Annotated in this window: 21 protein-coding genes; all 21 read left to right on the top strand. The window is 66.2% G+C overall.

Translation table 11 applies throughout. The annotated features are described in order from the left end of the window. Positions 1-24 precede the first annotated feature (24 nt). The 21 genes from H7A85_RS05815 to flaF all read left to right on the top strand — a co-directional run bounded on the left by H7A85_RS05815 (position 25) and on the right by flaF (position 19,664). Positions 25-468 (top strand): hypothetical protein, encoded by a 444-nt coding sequence (locus tag H7A85_RS05815; protein WP_182084930.1) that lies wholly within the window; start codon positions 25-27, stop codon positions 466-468. Positions 469-667: 199 nt separating this feature from the next. Beyond that, the gene (gene flgB / locus H7A85_RS05810) at positions 668-1,048 is read left to right on the top strand and encodes a flagellar basal body rod protein FlgB (RefSeq protein ID WP_182084929.1); all 381 of its coding nucleotides are present in this window, start codon (positions 668-670) and stop codon (positions 1,046-1,048) included. Positions 1,049-1,054: 6 nt separating this feature from the next. Then, entirely contained in the window at positions 1,055-1,471 is a 417-nt protein-coding gene (gene flgC, locus H7A85_RS05805; protein WP_182084928.1) for a flagellar basal body rod protein FlgC, read from the top strand. Between the two features lie 5 nt (positions 1,472-1,476). Next, the gene (locus H7A85_RS05800) at positions 1,477-1,794 is read left to right on the top strand and encodes a flagellar hook-basal body complex protein FliE (RefSeq protein ID WP_182084927.1); all 318 of its coding nucleotides are present in this window, start codon (positions 1,477-1,479) and stop codon (positions 1,792-1,794) included. Between the two features lie 14 nt (positions 1,795-1,808). Further along, positions 1,809-2,591 (top strand): flagellar basal-body rod protein FlgG, encoded by a 783-nt coding sequence (flgG, locus tag H7A85_RS05795; RefSeq protein ID WP_182084926.1) that lies wholly within the window; start codon positions 1,809-1,811, stop codon positions 2,589-2,591. Between the two features lie 3 nt (positions 2,592-2,594). Further along, a complete protein-coding gene (gene flgA / locus H7A85_RS05790; RefSeq protein WP_182084925.1) occupies positions 2,595-3,065 on the top strand; it encodes a flagellar basal body P-ring formation chaperone FlgA in 471 nt (156 codons plus the stop codon). Positions 3,066-3,205: 140 nt separating this feature from the next. Continuing rightward, positions 3,206-4,270 (top strand): flagellar basal body P-ring protein FlgI, encoded by a 1,065-nt coding sequence (gene flgI / locus H7A85_RS05785; protein ID WP_244631005.1) that lies wholly within the window; start codon positions 3,206-3,208, stop codon positions 4,268-4,270. Further along, entirely contained in the window at positions 4,267-4,899 is a 633-nt protein-coding gene (locus H7A85_RS05780) for a MotE family protein (RefSeq protein ID WP_182084923.1), read from the top strand. Before flgI ends, H7A85_RS05780 begins: the two co-directional genes overlap by 4 nt. Further along, complete coding sequence (gene flgH, locus H7A85_RS05775) at positions 4,896-5,606, top strand: flagellar basal body L-ring protein FlgH (RefSeq protein WP_182084922.1); 711 nt, start codon at positions 4,896-4,898, stop codon at positions 5,604-5,606. Before H7A85_RS05780 ends, flgH begins: the two co-directional genes overlap by 4 nt. Positions 5,607-5,766: 160 nt before the next feature. Next, positions 5,767-6,303, top strand: a complete 537-nt coding sequence (locus tag H7A85_RS05770) for a flagellar basal body protein FliL (RefSeq protein ID WP_182084921.1) — start codon at positions 5,767-5,769, stop codon at positions 6,301-6,303. Positions 6,304-6,344: 41 nt separating this feature from the next. Then, positions 6,345-7,079 carry a flagellar type III secretion system pore protein FliP gene (gene fliP / locus H7A85_RS05765; RefSeq protein WP_244631004.1) on the top strand — a complete coding sequence of 245 codons (735 nt, stop codon included), beginning with the start codon at positions 6,345-6,347 and terminating at the stop codon, positions 7,077-7,079. Between the two features lie 262 nt (positions 7,080-7,341). Next, positions 7,342-9,054 carry a flagellar basal-body MS-ring/collar protein FliF gene (fliF, locus tag H7A85_RS05760; RefSeq protein ID WP_182084919.1) on the top strand — a complete coding sequence of 571 codons (1,713 nt, stop codon included), beginning with the start codon at positions 7,342-7,344 and terminating at the stop codon, positions 9,052-9,054. A gap of 3 nt (positions 9,055-9,057) precedes the next feature. Beyond that, positions 9,058-9,924: a hypothetical protein gene (locus tag H7A85_RS05755; RefSeq protein WP_182084918.1), complete on the top strand. Its 867-nt coding sequence runs from the start codon at positions 9,058-9,060 to the stop codon at positions 9,922-9,924. Then, complete coding sequence (locus H7A85_RS20990) at positions 9,921-11,042, top strand: flagellar motor protein MotB (protein WP_280514905.1); 1,122 nt, start codon at positions 9,921-9,923, stop codon at positions 11,040-11,042. Before H7A85_RS05755 ends, H7A85_RS20990 begins: the two co-directional genes overlap by 4 nt. Further along, positions 11,039-12,292, top strand: coding sequence for a hypothetical protein (locus H7A85_RS05745; protein ID WP_182084917.1), 1,254 nt, complete (start codon positions 11,039-11,041; stop codon positions 12,290-12,292). The genes H7A85_RS20990 and H7A85_RS05745 overlap by 4 nt, the downstream gene beginning before the upstream one ends. Beyond that, entirely contained in the window at positions 12,289-13,710 is a 1,422-nt protein-coding gene (locus tag H7A85_RS05740) for a flagellar hook-length control protein FliK (protein ID WP_182084916.1), read from the top strand. Before H7A85_RS05745 ends, H7A85_RS05740 begins: the two co-directional genes overlap by 4 nt. A gap of 308 nt (positions 13,711-14,018) precedes the next feature. After that, positions 14,019-14,690 carry a response regulator transcription factor gene (locus tag H7A85_RS05735; protein ID WP_182084915.1) on the top strand — a complete coding sequence of 224 codons (672 nt, stop codon included), beginning with the start codon at positions 14,019-14,021 and terminating at the stop codon, positions 14,688-14,690. Positions 14,691-14,868: 178 nt separating this feature from the next. Beyond that, the gene (locus H7A85_RS05730; protein ID WP_182084914.1) at positions 14,869-16,278 is read left to right on the top strand and encodes a flagellar hook protein FlgE; all 1,410 of its coding nucleotides are present in this window, start codon (positions 14,869-14,871) and stop codon (positions 16,276-16,278) included. 97 nt (positions 16,279-16,375) lie between these two features. Next, positions 16,376-18,163 (top strand): flagellar hook-associated protein FlgK, encoded by a 1,788-nt coding sequence (gene flgK, locus H7A85_RS05725; protein WP_182084913.1) that lies wholly within the window; start codon positions 16,376-16,378, stop codon positions 18,161-18,163. A 15-nt stretch (positions 18,164-18,178) separates the two neighbouring features. Continuing rightward, the gene (locus H7A85_RS05720) at positions 18,179-19,246 is read left to right on the top strand and encodes a flagellar hook-associated family protein (protein WP_182084912.1); all 1,068 of its coding nucleotides are present in this window, start codon (positions 18,179-18,181) and stop codon (positions 19,244-19,246) included. 67 nt (positions 19,247-19,313) lie between these two features. Then, positions 19,314-19,664 carry a flagellar biosynthesis regulator FlaF gene (gene flaF, locus H7A85_RS05715; RefSeq protein ID WP_182084911.1) on the top strand — a complete coding sequence of 117 codons (351 nt, stop codon included), beginning with the start codon at positions 19,314-19,316 and terminating at the stop codon, positions 19,662-19,664.

Here is a 19,664-nt window from a genome sequence, read left to right as displayed (position 1 = left end):
GTCCATCCCGCGTAAAGGTCTTCCATGGGTTCCCACGTGATGCTCAACGTTCGCAACAAGCATGCCGCTGACCGCGAGAAGGCTCTGGCCAACGGGATCAAGGAAGTGGTCGCCGAACTGCGGCTTGTGGACGTGGTGGACTATGTGGCGTTTCTGCGCATGGACCACCTCGGCAACATCGCCGACATCGTGGAATCCTCTGCCCAGCTCTACCTCGCGCCCGGCGCGCTGCGTTTTGCGGGCGGCGGCGACGTGCATCTGACCTGGGGCAGCGCGCCGACGATCGATCTCGATATGGAATTCCATGCGCCGGACGTGACGGTGCATTTCCGCCTCGTCCTGTCGGCGACGCAGGCCGGCGTGCAGATCAACTACATCGCCTTTGCCGAGCCCGACGCCGACCCTGCAAGCAACACCGCGAGGCTGGAGGCGGCGATTTCGGGCGCTCGGCTGCGGACGGCCGGCTGATCGCGACATCCCTGCGGTTCCAACCCTTGAGCCCCGCCGGACCGGCGGGGTTTTTATTTGTCCGCCGCAAAGTCGTTAATTGATATTAACCTTTGTTAGCAATCGGTTAATCCTAATTTTTCTGTAAAACAGTCAGCTTCGGACAAGTGCATCTTCCTAAGAGTGGATCTATCAAGGATCTGTTCGAGGACTTCGGCAGTTGAGCGAGTTCTTTCTTTTCGGGCTGAGTTCCCGTCGCGCCGAGTGGCTGAGCGCCCGCCAGGCCGTGGTGGCGGAGAACGTCGCCAACGCCAATACGCCCGCCTACCGCGCTAAGGACGTGACCGCCTTCGACGACACGATGCAGGCGACCGCGCTTCAGATGTCGGGCTCCAACCCGAGCCATCTCGTGGCCTCGGCGGGACGCGACTTCGGCATAGACGAGCAGAGCCAGAAGCCCTGGGACGTCACCCATTCCGGCAACTCGGTGAGCCTCGAGCAGGAAATGCTGAAGGCCGGCGAGATCTCGCGCGAGTACGCGCTCGACACCTCGATCGTGAAGTCCTTCCACCGCATGTACATGTCGACGCTGAAGGGCTGACGCATCATGGTCGATTCGATCTCCGCCGCCCTCAAGATCGCTTCCAGCGGCCTCGAAGCCCAGTCCGAGCGCCTGCGCATCGTGTCGGAAAACGTCGCCAACTCGCGCTCCACCGGCGAAACGCCCGGCAGCGACCCGTATCGGCGCAAGACGGTGTCCTTCACCAGCGAGCTCGACCAGGTGGCGGGCGCCGAGCTGGTGCGCATCAAGAACGTCGGCACCGACCGGGCCGAGTTCAAGACGGAATACGATCCCGGCAATCCGGCCGCCGACGCGTCGGGCTACGTGAAGATGCCCAACGTCAACATGCTGGTCGAAATGGCTGACATGCGCGAGGCCAACCGCTCCTATGAAGCGAACCTGCAGGTGGTCAAGCAGGCGCGCGAGATCATCAACCTCACCATCGACCTCATGAGAGGCTGACGCCCATGATCCCCGCCCTCGGCAACGCGCTGCCGCGTCTCGACACGCTCCGTCTCGACGGAATTTCCTCGCCCACGACCTCCGCCGCCTCGACGGCGTCCGCCGGCCAGGGTTTCGCCACCGCCATGGCCGACATCGCGCGCGAAGCGGCGCAGACGATGAAGTCGGCCGAAGCGACCTCCATCCAGGGCGTCAACGGCCAGGCCTCGACGCAGGCCGTGGTGGATGCCGTGATGGGGGCCGAGCGCACCCTTCAGACCGCCGTCGCGCTGCGCGACAAGGTGGTCTCCGCCTATCTCGAACTTTCCCGCATGTCGATCTGAAGAAAGACAAACCAATGCGCGCCCTTGCGATCGCCGCGACCGGCATGAACGCCCAGCAGACCAATGTCGAAGTGATCGCGAACAATATCGCGAACATCAACACCACCGGCTTCAAGCGCGCCCGCGCCGAGTTCACCGATCTTCTGTATCAGGTGGAGCGGATGCAGGGCGTGCCGGCGCGCGGCGGCGAGAACGTCGTGCCGGAAGGGGCGCGCATCGGCCTCGGCGTGCGCACCGCCGCCGTTCGCGCCGTTCACATCCAGGGCGCTCTGGAGCAGACCAGCAACAATCTCGACGTCGCGATCAACGGGCAGGGCTGGTTCCAGATCCAGGGTCCGGGCGGCGAGATCCTCTATACCCGCGACGGCGCGTTCAACAAGAACGACACCGGCCAGATCGTGACGCTGGACGGCTTCACCGTCGATCCCGGCCTGACGATCCCGGAAAACGCGACGGACGTCACGATCAACGGTTCCGGCGAGGTCTACGCCACGGTGGAAGGCGAGGCGCAACTCGTCGGCCAGCTGTCGATCGTCAACTTCGCCAACGAGCCGGGCCTGGCGGCCGAGGGCGGCAACCTGTTCCGCGAGACGGCCGCGTCCGGCGCCCCGATCGCCGGCGTTCCGGGTGATCCGGGCTTCGGCGTCATCAAGCAGGGCTATCTCGAAAACTCCAACGTCGACCCGGTGAAGGAAATCTCGGAGCTGATCTCGGCGCAGCGCGCCTACGAGATGAATTCCAAGGTGATCCAGGCCGCCGACGAAATGTCCGGCGTCGTTTCCAAGGGCATCCGCTAAGTCATGACCCTCGCCTCCCGCTTCCGAGCTTCGGCCGCAGCCGCTTTCGCGCTCGTCTCGACCGCCGGCATGGCGGGAGCGGCGGACCTCAACCTTCCCGTTCCGACGGCCGTGGTCTATCCCGGCCAGAGCGTTCTCGACCGGGGCGTCATCTCCGCGCGCTTCACCGTGCCCGGCACCCAGCTTTCCGCCTATGTGGTGGAGGAGGGGATGCTGAAGAACCGGCTCGCGCGGCGCACGCTCCTGCCCAACAAGCCGATCCTCCTCAGCGACCTGAAGTCGCCCGACGCGGTGACGGCCGGCGTTCCGACCACTATCGTCTATCGCGAGGAAGGTCTCTTCATCACCGGCAAGGGCATCCCCCTCCAGTCGGTGGAAGCCGGGCAGCCCGTGCGCGTTCGCAACGCCGATAGCGGCGTGACGATCAGCGGCGTCGCCTCCGAGGACGGCTCGATCGAGGTGTCTTCGCGATGAGCCGCCGGATCTTAAGTCGGTCGCTCGCCGGCCTTCTGCTTCTGGGTGTCGCGCTGCCCGCCGATGCCGCGGACTACGGCGGCCCGTCCTTCGGCTACGGCCAGGCCGGCATCGGTGCGCACGAGAACTTCAACCAGATCATGCCGCGCGCCCGGCCTTCCGGCGGGGTGCGCATTAAGGACGTGACCACGATCAAGGGCGTGCGCGACAACCAGCTCGTCGGCTACGGCTTGGTGATCGGCCTCCAGGGCACGGGCGACAGCTTGCGCAATTCGCCCTTCACCGAGCAGTCGCTCCAGGCGATGCTGGACCGCATGGGCGTCAACGTACGCGATGCCAAGCCGCGCACCCGCAACGTCGCGGCCGTGATCGTGACCGCCGATCTGCCGGCCTTCGCCGGCATCGGCTCGCGCATCGACGTGTCGGTGTCCTCGCTCGGCGACGCGTCCTCGCTGATGGGCGGCACGCTCGTGATGACGCCGCTCTATGGCCCGGATGGCGAGATCTACGCCGTGGGACAGGGGGCGCTCGCCGTCAGCGGCTTCTCCTCGGAGGGGACCAGCGAAAGCCTCACGCAGGGCACGCCGACCACCGGCCGTATCGCCGGTGGCGCCTTGATCGAGCGCGAAGTTCCACGCGCCACGGTCGACACGCCCGTGATCACGATGGAGCTGCGCAATCCGGACTACCGGACCGCGATCCGCGTCGTCGACGCGATCAACGCCTATGCCGGGCGCGCCTACGGCAAGCCGGTGGCGCGCGAGCAGGATTTCCGCACCATCTCGCTGACCCGGCCCGCCAAGCTGTCCTCCACCCGTTTCCTCGCCGATCTCGGCGACCTGATGATCACGCCCGATCAGGCCGCGCGCGTGGTGATCGACGAGCGCACGGGAACGGTGGTGATCGGCAAGGAGGTGCAGATCTCGACGGTGGCCGTGACGCACGGCAGCCTGACCGTGCGCATCACCGACACGCCGAACGTTTCCCAGCCCGCGCCCTTCAGCGACGGGCAGACGGTGGTGACCGCCGACACGACGGTGAACGCCGAGCAGGGCGGCGGAAACCTTGCGATCGTGCAAGGCGCCAACCTCGACAGCGTGGTGCGCGGGCTCAACCGTCTCGGCCTGAAGCCGACCGGCATCATCGCCATTCTTCAAGCTATCAAGACGGCCGGCGCCCTGCAGGCCGAGATCGTGGTGCAGTGATGTTTAGCCCCGCCGTTTCCCCGTCGCGTCCTGCAACGATCGGCGCGCTGGTCCTGTCCGGCTGGCTCTTGGTGCTGGGCTCGGGTTCGGCCTTGGCCGAGGAGGGGGCTGCTGCCGCGCCCTCTCCGCCCGCAGGCCCCGCAAAGGTCCGGGTAATCGGCGAAGACGGCAAGGAAGTCGTGCCGCCGGTGGTACAGATGACGGATGTGGAGCGCTACTGCGCCAACATCTCCAACCCGGCGCTCGACGCGCGCAACGCGCTTCAGCTTCAGGACATCAAGCAGGCGGAAGGCGAAATCACAGCCAAGATCGACGAGCTCGACGCCAAGCGCGAGGAAGTCGAGAAGTGGCTGAACGAGCGCCGCTCCTTCATCGAATCCACCTCCAATATCGTGATCGACATCTATGCCGGCATGAAGCCGGACGCGGCCGCCGCACAGCTCGCCGGCATGGAGCGTCCCGTCGCGGCCTCGCTGCTGACGCGGCTGAAGTCGCGGCAGGCGAGCGCGATCCTCGCCGAGATGCCGGCGCCGGTCGCCTCCGAACTCACTGCCCTGATCGTCCAGAAGACCGACCGCGCCTCGGCCGAAGTGGCTGACAAGGACGCCAGCAAGGAAAAAAGCCTGTGAGAGCCATCGCGCCGCTTCTGGCTGTCGGTCTCCTGGCCGGCTGCACGACCTCGCGAGAGGACCTTCTGAAGGAACCCGTCCTGTCTCCGGTCGGCACGGGTCTCTACCAGTACGCGCCGATCGTCCAGCCCGCGCCGGGCCCCGGCCCGGACGAGCTGCCGCGCCATGTCAACTCGCTGTGGACCGGCCGCAACGCCGATCTCTTCCGCGACACGCGCGCGCTCAACATAGGCGACATCGTCACCGTCCGCATCAAGATCGACGACAAGGCGACGCTCGACAACAACACCAAGCGCTCGCGCGACGCGGGCGTCAGCGTGGGGGCCGACTTCGACGGCTCGCTCAGCGGCACGTCGCTCGGCACGCTCGGCGCGACGCTCGGCCTGAAGAACGGCACCAAGACCACCGGCAAGGGCAAGGTCGACCGCAAGGAGGAGATCAACGTTTCGATCGCTGCCGTGGTCACGCAGGTCCTGCCGAACGGCAACCTCTACATCGCCGGCCAGCAGGAAGTGCGCGTCAACTTCGAGGTTCGTGTTCTGTCGATCGCCGGGATCATCCGGCCGGGCGATATCCTGCCCAACAACACGATCGACTATGCCAAGGTGGCCGAAGCCCGCATTTCCTACGGTGGCCGCGGCCGTCTGACCGAGGTGCAGAACCCGGGTTGGGGCCAGCAGGTGCTCGACAACGCGCTTCCCTATTAAAGGGCTCCGGCGCCTGGTCGCGTAGGCTGACGCTTTCGCGCGGCAAGGCTCGCGACAGCGCTATTTCTTAACAGTTCCCTACCGGACGGCGGCGCCCGGTGGGATGCTCCCACTCCAGATCCGCGCCCGGCAGCTTTCTTCCATGCCGCCGGAGCGCCGTATGACCGAGCTCAGCCCCGAAACACTGGCCCTTCTGCCCGAAGGATTCGCGCAGCCCAAGAAGGCCGGACCGCTCCAGACGATCGGCGCGGTCGCCGGCCTGACGGTGATCGCCCTCTTGGGCGGCAGCGCGCTGGGCTTCCTTCTGAAGAAGGACCCCCCGCCGCCGGCGCCCGCCGAGGCCGTCTCGACGGACCCCGTCACCGCGGCGGTGGACACGCCGACGGCCGATCTCGGGCCGAAGGAGATCATCCAGCCGATCGAGCCGATCCTGACCGATCTGTCCTCGCCGGTCGGAACGCAGGTTCGCCTGGAAGCCAGCCTCGTCATGAAGGTGACGGACGACGAAGGTCCGGATCAGGCGCTTCTGGCCTCGCAGGTTCAGGCCGATACGGTGGTGTTCCTGCGCACGCTGGAACTGGCGCAGATAGAGGGGGCCCGCGGCCTTCTCCATCTGAAGGAAGACCTGCTCGAGCGCGCGCGCCTGCGCTCTTCGTCGGTCAGCGACATCATCGTGCGCGCACTGATCGTCAAGTGAGACGCGCTGCTCTCTGCCTCGCGCTGCTGGCCTTGAGCGCGCTGCCCGCCTTCGCTCAGGATGCCGTTTCCAGCGCCGCAAGCGACATCGCCGCGCTGATCCCGGCCGGGGACTCGGCCGTGTCCGGCCGCATCGTCCAGCTCTTCGGGATCGTCACCGTGCTCTCGGTGGCGCCCGGTCTCCTCGTCATGGTGACGGCGTTCACCCGCGTCGTCATCGCGCTGTCGATCCTTCGCACGGGCCTCGGACTCCAGACGACGCCGGCCAACCTCATCCTCATCTCGCTGTCGCTCTTCATCACCTTCTTCGTAATGATGCCGACCTTCGACCAGGCCTGGCGCGACGGCTTGCAGCCGCTGATGCGCGGCGAACTCACGGAAGAGGAGGCACTGCCACGCATCGCCGAGCCGTTCCGGGGGTTCATGCTCGATCAGGTGCGCGAACAGGATCTCGCGCTCTTCAACAACATCAACGAGGCCTCAATCCGCGACCGGCTTCCGGCGGTGGAACAGGGATCGAGCGAGGGCCAGGTCGTGGACTTCCGCATCCTCGTTCCCGCCTTCATGATCTCCGAGCTGCGGCGTGGGTTCGAGATCGGGTTCCTGATCGTTCTGCCGTTCCTGGTGATCGACCTCATCGTGGCGACGCTCACCATGTCGATGGGCATGATGATGCTGCCGCCCACCATCATATCCCTGCCGTTCAAGATCCTGTTCTTCGTCCTGATCGACGGTTGGAACATGCTGACCGGAAGTCTCGTGCGCTCCTTCATGTAGCGAGGATTACCTGCGGTCGGGCCTTTGGCGAACCCCGGATCGAAAGATCCGGGGTTTTTGCTTTGGGTGATTCGCGCAAGCAATTGATTCGGCGCATGAAACGATCGCCCGATGCGCGGAGGTAACGCCTCGGGTCGTGCACAGGCGCAACACTGTGCCTTTTCGGTCCTTCAACCTTCATCATTCGGTAAGGTCATCACGCCCGCGCAAGCTTGTGCGGCCAGATTGCCCCCATCACTTCCCGCATCCGCAGGCGAACGTAATGGCGATGGTCGCTCGGGCCGAGGCCCAAAAACTTCTGTCCAATCTTCAGGGGCTGGGTGGCCGCAAGCTCGGCGCTCTGGCGCTGGTCGGCGTTCTCGCCATCGCGCTGGTCAGTCTGGCCGCGTTCTACCTGTCCAAGCCGACGATGGAGGTTCTTTATTCCGGCCTCGATCGCCAGGACGTCGCGCGCATCGGTTCGGCGCTGACGGAAGCGGGCATCCCCTTCGACGTCAACGCCACCGGCGACACGGTGTCGACCAACTTCTCGCAGACCGCCAACGCCCGCATGCTGCTCGCCGAAAAGGGCCTGCCGCGCTCGGAGAACGCCGGCTACGAGCTGTTCGACTCGATGGGCTCGATGGGCCTGACGACCTTCATGCAGGAGGTGACCCGCGTTCGCGCCCTGGAGGGCGAGCTCGCCCGCACCATCCAGACATTGAAGGACGTTCGCGCCGCGCGAGTTCACATCGTCCTGCCCGAGCCGGGCTCGTTCCGGCGCGAGCAACAGGCGCCGTCGGCCAGCGTCGTGATCCGCACCGACAACTCGGAAGATTTCGCCAACGCGCAGGCGATCCGCCACCTCGTATCATCCGCCATTCCCGGCATGCAGGTGGATCAGGTCACCGTTCTGAACACGGACGGAACGCTGCTTGCCTCGGGCGACGATGCCTCCAACGCCACTTCCACCAAGCAGCTCGGCATGGAAGGGATCGTTTCTTCCTCGATCCAGGAATCGATCCGCCGCACGCTGGCGCCGTATCTCGGCGTCGACAACTTCCAGACCAGCGTGATCGCCCGGCTCGACACCGATCGCCGCCAGACCAACTCGCGCGTTTTCGATCCGGACGGCCGTGTCGAGCGCTCGACCCGCACGGTGCGCGAAACCGGCCAGTCCAACGACACGGCGGCCAACGACAACGCCGCGACGGCGGCCCAGAACGTGCCCCAGGCCGAGCCGCAGGCCGCCGCCGCGGGCACCTCCTCTTCGGAAGCCAAGGAGCGCCGCGAGGAACTGACGAACTACGAGATCAACGAGACCACGACGCAGACCGTATCCGACGGCTACGACGTCAAGAAGCTCTCGATCGCCGTCGTCGTGAACCGCGCCCGCCTTGCCGCCACGCTCGGCGAGAACCCGACGGCCGAACAGATCAACACGGCACTGGCAGAGGTGAAGGCGCTCGTGGCCTCGGCCGCAGGCATCACCGACGCGCGGGGCGACCAGCTCGAAGTGACGGCCGTCGACTTCGTGAGCAACGGTCAGGACCTTCAGCCGGTCCCCTCGGTCGGCTACGGCGAAATGCTGCTCAAGCAGTCCGGCACAGTGGTCAACGCTCTGACCATCCTCGTGGTCGCGATCCTCGTGATCTGGTTCGGCCTGAAGCCCGCGATCCGCGCCATCGCCGCGCCCGCCGCCAACGAGAACGAGCCGGCCCTCCTGGATGGCGACAACTCGGTCGAGCTGCGCAACCCGCTGCTCGACGGTGGGGACGAGGGCGGCTCGCTGTCCGGCCTGCCGCCCGGCTTCGGCACCGATCTCGTGGCCTCGCTCGGCTACGGCGATGCCGGCCCCTCCGACGACATCCTCGAAGAACTCACCCGCAACCGCGCCAACTCGCCCAAGGTCCGCATCGAGAAGCTCGTCGATTTCGACGAGCAGCAGGCGGCGGCCATCCTGAAGCAGTGGATCCAGCAGAAAGAAGCGGCATAAGCCATGATTCCTCTCGCCCAACTTCTGCTCGACGAAACCGAGGACGAGTTCGTTCCTCTGCGTGCCCAAGCCCCGCGCCGGGCAGCCCCCGCGCCCCGCGCCTTCGAAAGCGCCCTGCCGCGCGTCACGTCTCCTGCCCCGGTCGCAGCGCCCCGGGCGCCGGCCAAGGCCCTGGTGCCTGCTCCGACCCGTGCGGTCGCGGTGCCCGCACAGGCGCTGAAGGCGGCCGGCGTCGCGCCCGCGCCGCGCCAGCCGGCGGCCGAGCCGCGCGTTCCCCTGCGTGAGCTCGAAGCCGAGCGCCGCGCCTGGGCGCAGGAACGCGAAGCGCTGATGCGCGAGCATGAGGCGGCTCTGGCGGAAGCGCGCGAGACGAGCGCTGCACAAACCGAAGCCACCGTGCGCCAGGATCTGGAGCGCGTGTCGGCCGAGCGGCTGGACGAACTGCGCCAAACGCTCGCCGCCGACAGCGACGGCGCCATGGCCGAGGCGCGCCGCGTCTGGGTGGAAAGCGAGGGCGATCGTCTCGCCGATCTCGTGATCCTTCAGATGGCGGTGTTCGAGGACACGCTGAAGACGACGCTGACCGCGCTTCTGCGCCCGCTTGTCGTCGACGTGCGCAAGCGCGCCACCGTGGACGAGCTCGCCGGCGCGGTGAAGACCATCGCCTTCGACGGCTCGGCGGTGAAGATCGCCGCCTCCGGCCCGAGCGACCTTCTGAACGCCCTCGAGGACAAGCTCGGCGACCATGCCCGGCACGTGTCCTTCGACACGAACGAAACCCATACCGACGTGCGCATCGACGCCAACCAGACCGTGATCGAAACGCGTCTGGCGGCTTGGCTGAAGGCCGTCGAGGAGGCGCTCTCGTGAGTGCAGGCGAACTCGAGCGCCAGGAAATCATCATCGTTCGTCGCAGCGGTGAGGTCGAGGACGGTCACCACGGCGGTGCCTGGAAGATCGCGTTCGCCGACTTCATGACGGCCATGATGGCCTTCTTCCTCGTGATGTGGCTGACATCCGTGTCCGACGACGCGACGAAGAAGCAGATCGCGCAATACTTCAACCCGATCGAACTCAACAGCACGCTGCCGCCCACGACCGGGCTCGGCAAGGACCAGAACTCGCGCTCGGGCGACTTCAAGGACACGTCCACCGGCCCTTCCGCCCAGCAGGGCGAGCCCGGCGGTAAGCCCGTGGGCGGTGCCGCGACGGGTGGCGAGGATCAGGCGCTGTTCCGCGACCCCTATGCGGTTCTGGCCGAGATCGTCGCCGAAGGCGGCCAGGCCGTGCAGGACGGAACGGCGCCCGGCAAGCCGAACGGGACGGGCCTTCCCGGCCTCAACGGCGGCGACGCCTATCGCGATCCGTTCGATCCGACCTCCTGGCAGCTGACGCCGAACGCCCAGACGGGCGTGGCGACCGGCAAGGTGGACGTATCGCCCGACGATTTCGCAACGGTCGCCAGCGCGCCGCAAGCGCCGCCCGCCGTGCCCGAGACGCCGCCCGCCGTCGCTCAGACGGCCGAGCAGGCCGACGCCGCGCGTCTGGAAAAGGAGATCGAAGCCAGCGACCCGACCAAGTCGGCCGACGTGCAGGTGAAAAGCGGCGAGGCGGGCTCGGGAACGGTGACGATCTCGCTCGCCGATACGCTGGACACCGGCATGTTCCAGATCGGCTCGGCCAAGCCGACGGCGGATGCGATCCGCCTGATGGAAAAGATCGCCGCGATCCTGCAGCAGCGCCCCGGCACCATCGTCATTCGCGGCCATACGGACGCGCGGCCCTATTCCAACGGCCAGCTCGACAACTGGCGCCTGTCCACCGATCGCGCCCACATGGCCTATTACATGCTGCGTCGCGGCGGCCTGGACGACAGCCGGGTCGAAGCCATCGAGGGTGTCGCCGACCGTCAGCCGACCGACGCCGCCGATCCTGATGCGGCCAGCAACCGCCGCATCGAGATCCTCCTGAAAGAACCCAAGGCGTGACCAAGACTTCTCGGCTCCTTCTCGGCGCCTGGCTGCTCGGCGCTTCTGTTCTGCCCGCCGCCGCGATGGAGGCGGACGCGGGGTCGGAGACGCCCGCCCCATCGGTGGCGGACGCGCCCGCCGACCCCACACCGGCGGATGCGCAGGATACGCACTGGTCCACCACGCGCCCGCCGATGCCGTTCGACGTGATGCGCTCGGTGCAGTTCCTGCAGGATCAGGTGGCGCGCGGCAACGACCGGGCGATCCGCGTGCAGGCGCTGCTTCTGCGGCGCTTCGGCAATTCGTTCCTGAACGCCGATCCCGTAGTCTGGACGGACGATCGCAACAAGCGGGCGGCCATCCTGTTTCTTCTGAGCGGCGGCACGCCGGACGTGGTCGATCAGCTGATGCGCAGCGATCGCTTCGACGAGGCCGACCGGCCCCTCTTCGAGGGGGCGCTGGCCTATGTGCGCAACGATCTGGAGACCGCCGCCAAGAAGCTCGAAGCCATTCCGATCCTCGACATGGAGCCGGTGCTGGCGGCCCAATTGAGCCTCGTGCTTGGTCAGATCCACCAGTTCGACAAGCCCGCCGAGGCCGTGCACCGCCTCGACCAGGCTCGCCTGCTGGCGCCCGGCACCTTGATCGAGGAGGCGGCCCTCCGTCTGGGCGCACCGCTCGTCGACGACGCGGGCGATCATGCGGCAGCCGACCGGCTGGCGCGTCGCTACTTCGACCGCTACGCCGACTCCAGCTATGCCGCCAATTTCGAGACGCGCTATGTCGCCATGGTGGTCGGACGCGCCATTCCCGACGGGCAGGCGGCGCTTCTGGCCATGGACGGGGTGATCGGACCGCTTTCCGTCGATCGGCGCCAGCGGCTGTATCTGGCGGCAGCGCGCCGCTCGTTGGTATCAGGCAATCTCGGCTTCGCGAAAGCGGCCGCCGGCCGAGCGGTGGAGAGCGGCTCTATGCAGCCGGGCGACGAAGCGCGCGGCACCCTTTATCGAACCGCCGCTTCGCTGGGGACGGAGGATCCGGACACGTCGCGCGCCGCGCTGGCCGCGATCGATCGTGACATGCTTCACCCCGAGGACCAGAAGCTCCTGGATGCGGCCTTCGGCGTGCTCCAGTCCATGGCGCGGCCGGCCCTGGTGTCGGAAGCCGTTCTCGATTCGAGCGCCGCCGCCGACACGCCCTCCGTCCTTGCCAGGGCGCGCGAAGCGCTCAACGCGGCTTCCCGCCAGATCGAGACCTCCAAGCCATGAAGATCGACATGCCCGTGATCCCGGTGGACAAGGACGGAGCCAGCCGCGCGCCGACCAAGGGCGACAAGGATTTCGGCCGCGTGTCGGCGGCCTTCGACCAGGCGGTGCGCGAAGTCGGCGGTCAGGATGCCGCCGACACCGGGCGCCGCACGAGCGCGACGTCCCCGGCGAAGGGCCGGACCGACGACGAAGCGGCCGAGCCGCTGGACGACGCCGGAAACACCATCTCCGACCCCAAGGCCGAGACCGCCGAGGGGAAAAGCAGCACGTCGGAGCTGCGATCGCTGCAAAGCCTTCTGGGAGCGCTCGGAAGTCCGGCGATCCCTGCGAAAGCCGAGCGGCAAGCGGGTGATGAGCGGAAGGCGGGCGAGGACGCTCTCCCCGCCAAACCCGAGACTGCGACACCGGCCGTCGATGGGGAAGCCATCGCCGAAACCAGGAACGGTCGCGGCATGCGTCTCGACGTTCTGGAGATGGAAACGCATTTCGAGCCCGGCCAGGACGGCATGGTCCTGGTGCGGCCGACGGAAAAGGGCGACAAGACGGACGGGACGGTCAAGACCGAGAAGACGGCGGCAGCGAGCGGGATCGCGGAACTCCTCCCGAAGACGACGGAAGCTGCCTCCGCCAAGCCCGCCGGCAACGACGCGGCGGCCTCCGTTCGCGTCCGCTTCGACGAGGCGGTGGCGCAGCTGGGGCAGGGCGGGCGCGAGGCGTCCGGCGAACGGGGCGGGCGCGGTGGCTCCTCGGGCGGCTCGTCATCGACGTTGAGCGACCTCGTCAGCCAACGCGGAACCTCCCGGAGCCTCGACGCGGCCCTCTCCGTTTCTGCGCCTGCACCTGCCGTCGGTAATCTCGGCACGGCTTCGCCGTTCGGCCTTCTGGATCAGGTTGCCGGCCCCATCCTCCAGGCGCTCGGCGACGGCGGGTCGTCGGCGGCTGCGTCCTCGGCGCCGTCCACCGACGCCCATCTTCGCATGCGGGCGGGCGGCGGCGCGTTGAAGACGCTGACCATCCAGTTGCATCCCGAGCACCTGGGAACGGTGGATGTCTCGCTGCGGCTCAACGACGGCCAACTGACCATCGAGCTTGCGGCCAGCCAGAGCGACACGGCGGCGATGCTGCTCGACGACCGCGCGTCGCTGCGCAAGCTCTTGGAACATGCCGGCTTCTCGCTCGACGACGCCGCCATTTCGGTCGTGACCCGCGACGCGACGACGGCGCGCGCTGCCGACAGCACCGACACGGGCGCTCAGTCGCGCAACTCGTCGAACGGCTCCTCGTCCGACAACCAGCGTGCGCCCGAGCGAGACGGGTCCCGATCTTCGGGGGAGGAGCCAGAGCGCCGCCGCGCGCCCGCTCGACCGCCCGCGGACGCGCCTTCCGCGTCCGCCCGTTCGGGCTCGACCTACCTCTGATCTTCCCGCGTCGCTTTCCAAGGGCGGCCGCTGCGTAGCGGTCGCCTTTTTCGTCGGCTTTTCCCCCTTCCGAGGTCACTGACGGCAAGGTGCAAGCTTCGGATCAGGATGCTCGCATAGGTTGCGGTTCCATAGGTTGCGAAACTATCGTGTTCCTGAAGAAAGCTTCGCAAACGCTTCCAAAGTCTAAAGCTTTCGGCTCGGCGTTTTCATTCCGTTAACCCTATAGTGATTTTTGGGGATAGGCCGATTCGGACCCGACCGGTTATCTTTTTCCTAACGAAACGCAAGTGATGCGGCGGGGACAGATGATCGTAGTTGTGGACAATCGCGAGCTTGTGACGAGCGGCTACAAGTCTCTTTTCGGCACCGAAGGCGTCTCTTCCGCAGGGTTCGGCGTGGACGAGTTCCGCGACTGGGTGGAAAGCGCGTCGGCCACCGACATCTCCTCCGTGGAAGCCTTTCTTCTCGGCGACTTCCCCGAGCGCAGCTCGTTCACCCGCCTCGTTCGCAGCCGGTCCTCCGCCCCGCTGATCGCGCTTGCCGAGGCCAAGGCTCTCAACTCGACCCTCGACCTCTTCGCCGCCGGCATCGACGACGTCGTCGCCAAGCCGGTCCATGTGAAGGAAATCCTCGCCCGCGTCGGCGCCATTCGTCGCCGCGACGTGGCGGTGGATCGCGGCCGCACGGTGGTGGACGAAATCTGCGTCTTCTCCGACGGGCGCGACGCCGAAGTCGCCGGCGAGCCCATGGTCCTGCCGCGCCGCGAGCGCCGCATCCTGGAATATCTGGTCGCCAACAAGGGGCGCCGGGTTTCCAAGCAGCAGCTGTTCTCCGCGATCTACGGGATCTTCGACGAGAACGTCGAGGAGAACGTCATCGAAAGCCATATCTCGAAGCTGCGCAAGAAGCTGAAGATGCGCCTCGGCTACGACCCGGTTTCCTCCAAGCGCTACCTCGGTTACGGCATCGGCGTCTGACTTCTTCCAAATAAAAATTATTATCTCCTAAGTAAGCCCGCCATCCAAATGGCGGGCTTCTTCATTTATTAAAATATACTTAACGCGCTATAAGATGAAGAATGTATGAAAGCAGCTTCGCGCAAGCCTCGATCCCTAAGTTCGCCGTAACCCCAGGTATCGGACGAGGCGGACCAGCATGAGCATCGGCGGACTAATGCGCACCAGCGTTTCGGGCATGAATGCTCAGGCGACCCGCCTCAGCGCCGTGTCCGAGAACATCGCGAACTCGAACACCAACGGCTACAAGCAGACGACCACCGAGTTCACCTCGCAGCTGCTCGCCCATAGCAAGGGTCAGTACAACTCGGGCGCCGTGGAAGCCAATGTCCGGACGCTGATCAGCGAGCAGGGCGGTCTGACCTACACCGCCAACTCCACGAATTCGAAGAAGATCGATCTGGCGATCGACGGCCAGGGCTTCCTCGTGGTCGGCGACGGCAACGGCGGCAGCTTCCTCACGCGCGCCGGCTCGTTCACCCAGCAGGCCGACGGCACGCTGGTCAATGCGGCGGGCTTCGTCCTGCAGGGCTATCCCGTGGATACCGATGGCACCGACTACGTCCTCAACGGCTTCGCCGGCCTCAAGGACGTGAACATGTCGACGGGTCTTCTGAGCGCCAACCCCTCGTCCTCCGGTACGCTGTCCGCGAACCTGAAGAAGGGCGCCGACATCGTGGCCGCCGCCAAGTTGCCTTCGGCCGTAACGGCCAAGGATACGGCGGTCGCCTATACGTCGTCCAGTTCGATCACCGTCTACGACAATTCCGGCAAGGCCATCAAACTCGACATCTACTACTCGAAGACGGGTGTCGACGCCGATGGCAACGATACCTGGGACGTGTCCGTATTCAACGCGGCCGATGCATCCCCGTCCTCCGGTACCGGCGCCTCGACCACCGCCCCGTTCCCTTACGGCGGAACGACCGGGACCGGGAAAGGTCCGATCGCCAACTACACGTTCGCGTTCGATCAGACCACGTCCAAGCTGACGTCCATCACCGACGAACTGGCCACCACCCCGACCGCGGTGGATGTCGATACGATCGCCCGCGACGGCTTCATCAACATCGATCTGTCGGCGGACGGCGCGGACCTGAACGGCGGCGTCGTCAAGCTGAACGTCAGCGACTTCACGTCGTATTCGAAGGACTATCTGCCGCTCGCCGCAAGAGTGAACGGCAATCCGGCCGAAGTGATCGACAAGGTATCGATCGGCACGGATGGGACGGTCACCGCCACCTTCACCTCCGGCACGACGCGCGATCTCTACAAGATTCCGCTCGCCATGGTCGCAGCTCCCGACAACATGACGGTGATGGCCGGCAACGTCTACAGCGCCGGCGTAGAGTCGGGAACGGTTCTGATGGGCTTCGGCGGGGAGGGCGGTCTCGGCAAGCTGGTCTCCGGCGCGCTGGAGAATTCTACCGTCGATCTCGCCTCCGAGCTGACCACCATGATCGAGAGCCAGCGCTCCTACACCGCGAACTCCAAGGTCTTCCAGACCGGTTCGGAAATCATGGACGTCCTCGTCAATCTGAAGCGCTGATCGCGGCGAGGGGCTCGCCCCCGCTTGATCCCCTGCGTCGCCGGACGGCGGCGCAAACCATGCCGCTTGTCCTCCGCTCCCCTTCCGGACCATTCCCATGTCGCTTTCAGCCGCGCTGAACACCGCGAAGTCCTCGCTGGCCGCGTCCCAGGTCCAGACCGGGATCGTTTCCAGCAATATCGCCAACGTCAACACGCCGGGCGCCACCCGCAAGGTGGCCAGCCTCGTCAGCGGCGCCAACGGCACCGTCCATGTGAGTTCGGTCGCCCAGTCGTCGAACTCGATCCTGTTCCGCAACATGCTGGACGCGACCTCGCAGCTGTCGCGCTTCAACGCGCAAGGCGATGTCTTGTCGCGCCTGAACGAGATCGTCGGTGACACGACGGACAAGCAGTCGCCGCAAGCGAGGATTTCCGCCCTCAACGACGCGCTCAGCGATCTCGCCAACACGCCGGGCAACTACGATCTCGCCCGTGCCGCCGTCCAGGCCGCGCAGGACCTCGCCAGCACGCTGCGCGACAACGCCGACGCGGTGAACACCATCCGCCGGGATGCCGACACGCAGCTGTCGACGGCGGCCACCGACATGAACCGCATCCTGGCGGAGCTGGAAACGGTCAACCGCCAGGTCGTGGCCGGAACCACCAAGGGCTCCGACGTCACCGACCTGTCCGACCAGCGCGACCGCCTGGTGAAGGAACTGTCCAACTATGTCGGCCTCAGCGTCCAGACGCGCGGCAACAACGACATGGTCGTCTATACCGACTCGGGCGTGACGCTTCTGGAAACCCAGGCGCGCAACGTCTCCTTCACGGCCACCAATCCGCTGGTGGCCGGCCAGCCCGGCAACGCCTTCTATATCGACGGCGTCGCGGTCACCGGCAACAATTCCTACATGCCGATCAGAAGCGGCCTCGTGGTCGGCCTGACCGACGTGCGCGACGACATCGCCGTCACCTACGGCAAACAGATCGACGAGATGGCGCGCGGCCTCGTTTCCGCCTTCGCCGAATACGATCAGACGGGCAGCGGCGCCGCCAAGACCGGCCTGTTCACGACCACGATGCCGATGTCGGTGGCGACGGATGCGGTCGCCATGGACGCCTACGCCGCCGATGCGCCGGCCAACGGCGACGAGCTGTCGTTCTCCGTGACCTACCAGGGCACGAAATACACCGCCAAGGGCAAAGTGACGATCCCCGCGACGGCCGCCGAGTTCGCCGCGCAGGTCCAGACGCTCGCCGCCAAGGCGACGGCTGCGGACGGCAGCGTCTTGGGTGCCGGCCATGTTGCCGTTTCCGACAACGCGGGCAGCCTGTCCTTCCAGGCGACGGGAGTCGGCACGGCGATCGGCTTCCAGATCGGCGACGTGAAGAATCTGACGAACGCGGCCGGCGGCGTCGGCGGGCTCAAGGCGGTTGCCAGCGTCAACGAAAATGCGATCGACACCGCTGGGCTGGCCGCGAGCCTCACCCTGGCGGCGGGGCTGACGAGCGATCCGACCAAGGTCCGGGACGGCGTCAACTACGACTACAACGCCTCCGACCTCGGCGGCTTCAGCGGACGCATCAACGCGTTGACGGCGGCGTTGGGAACCGCGCGCGGTTTCTCGGCGGATGCCGGCGCGGTCACCAAGGCGACGCTGGCCGATTTCGCGTCCTCCTCGATCAGCTGGCTTCAGGACAGCCGGTCCACCGTGACGAAGACCGTGTCTTCCAAGGAAACGCTCGTCGCCAAGACCACCGAGACCCTGTCCAACGAGACGGGGATCAATCTCGACGAGGAACTGACGCGCCTCCTGGAGCTGGAGCGCTCCTATCAGGCGTCGGCCAAGATCATTTCAACGGTCGACCAGATGATGGCGGCCCTCCTTCAGTCCATCTGACGGACCCTTGCAATCATGATGATTTCATCGCTCTCCTTCAACGCCGCGACCCGGACCACGATCCTCAAGCTGCAGAACGAACTGAACAAGGCGAATGCGGAAGTCGGCACCGGCCGGCACGCCGATGTCGGCTTGGCGCTCGGCCGCCTGACCGGGGAGGCGGTGCGCTACCAGTCGCAGGCGAGCTCGATCGGGCGGATGCTCGATTCCAACAAGCTCGTGACGACGCGTCTGGAAATGATGGACGACACGATGGCTGGGCTGACGAACTCGGCGCAGAGCCTTTCGTCGTCCCTGACGACCATGCTGAGCACCACGGGCAACGCGGTCGGCGTGACGGCGGTGGTCGATACGGCGAAGGCCTCGATGCAGTCGATGATCGGCGCCCTCAACATCAACGTGACCGGGCAGTACCTCTTCGCCGGCGCGCAGACCGACCAGATGCCGATGAAGGACGGCAGCTCTCAGGTCGCCGACGGGTTCAACGCCTTCCTTCAGGCCGTCGGCACTGCCACGGGCACCACGGTGACGGCAGCCAACGTCTCGCCGGAGGTGATGGAAGCCTATCTCGGCAAGGACGGCTACACGGCCGGCGGCACGACCTACAAGTTCGACGATCTGTTCGCCGACGGCGCGAGCTGGGATGCCTGGTCCAACGCCTCCGACACGCCGGTGGTTTCCCGCATCACCAAGAACGAGACGCTCGATTCCTCGCTCAGCACCAACGAGACAGCCTTCCGCAAGCTGACGGCGGCATACTCGCTCCTGACCAATGCGGGCCTTGGCGAAATGTCGGCGGAAACGCGTTCGGTCGTGGCGAAAGCGGCCCTGACGCGCGTCAACGAAGGCATCAGCGGGCTGACCTCGCTGACCGCCGAAGTCGGCACGAGGATCAATCGCGTCGAGCTGGCGAACACCAGCCTGACCGCTCAGAAGAAGCTGGTGGACGAATCGATCGATCGCCTGGAGGGCGTCGATTATGCCGAGGCCACGCTGCGGGTCACCACTCTGGAGACGCAGCTCAAGGCTTCCTACGAGGTGACCGGACGTTTGAGCGGTCTCAGCCTTCTCAACTACCTCTAAGTCTCAAGCTCTCCACGGCGCATGGCGGCCAGGAGCCGCTGCGATCGAGCCTCACGGGATACGAAGCATGTATCAGTTTTCCTATGCGGAAGTCAGCTCGGAGAGCTCCGCGACGGCTCGCGACCGGGAGCGCGAGGCGCTGGACCGCACCATCGACGCGCTCCAGCGCGCAGAGGCCGCCGGTCCCGGCTCGCGCGAGGCGACCGAGGCCATCTATCTCACGCGATCGCTCTGGAGCGTTCTCGTCGAGGACCTCGCCAGCCCGGAGAACTCGCTGCCCGAGGAACTGCGCGCTGCGCTGATTTCCATCGGCCTGTGGATCATGCGCGAGGCGGAAGCCATTCGCCTTGGCCGCTCGGCAAGCTTCGCCACCATGATCGAGATCACCGCCATGATCCGCGACGGGTTGGGGGAATAA

It is taken from the genome of Aureimonas sp. ME7 (assembly GCF_903970965.1).
Classification (GTDB): domain Bacteria; phylum Pseudomonadota; class Alphaproteobacteria; order Rhizobiales; family Rhizobiaceae; genus Aureimonas.
Note: the sequence above shows the minus strand (reverse complement) of the source record. Positions and strands in the feature narration are given on the sequence as shown.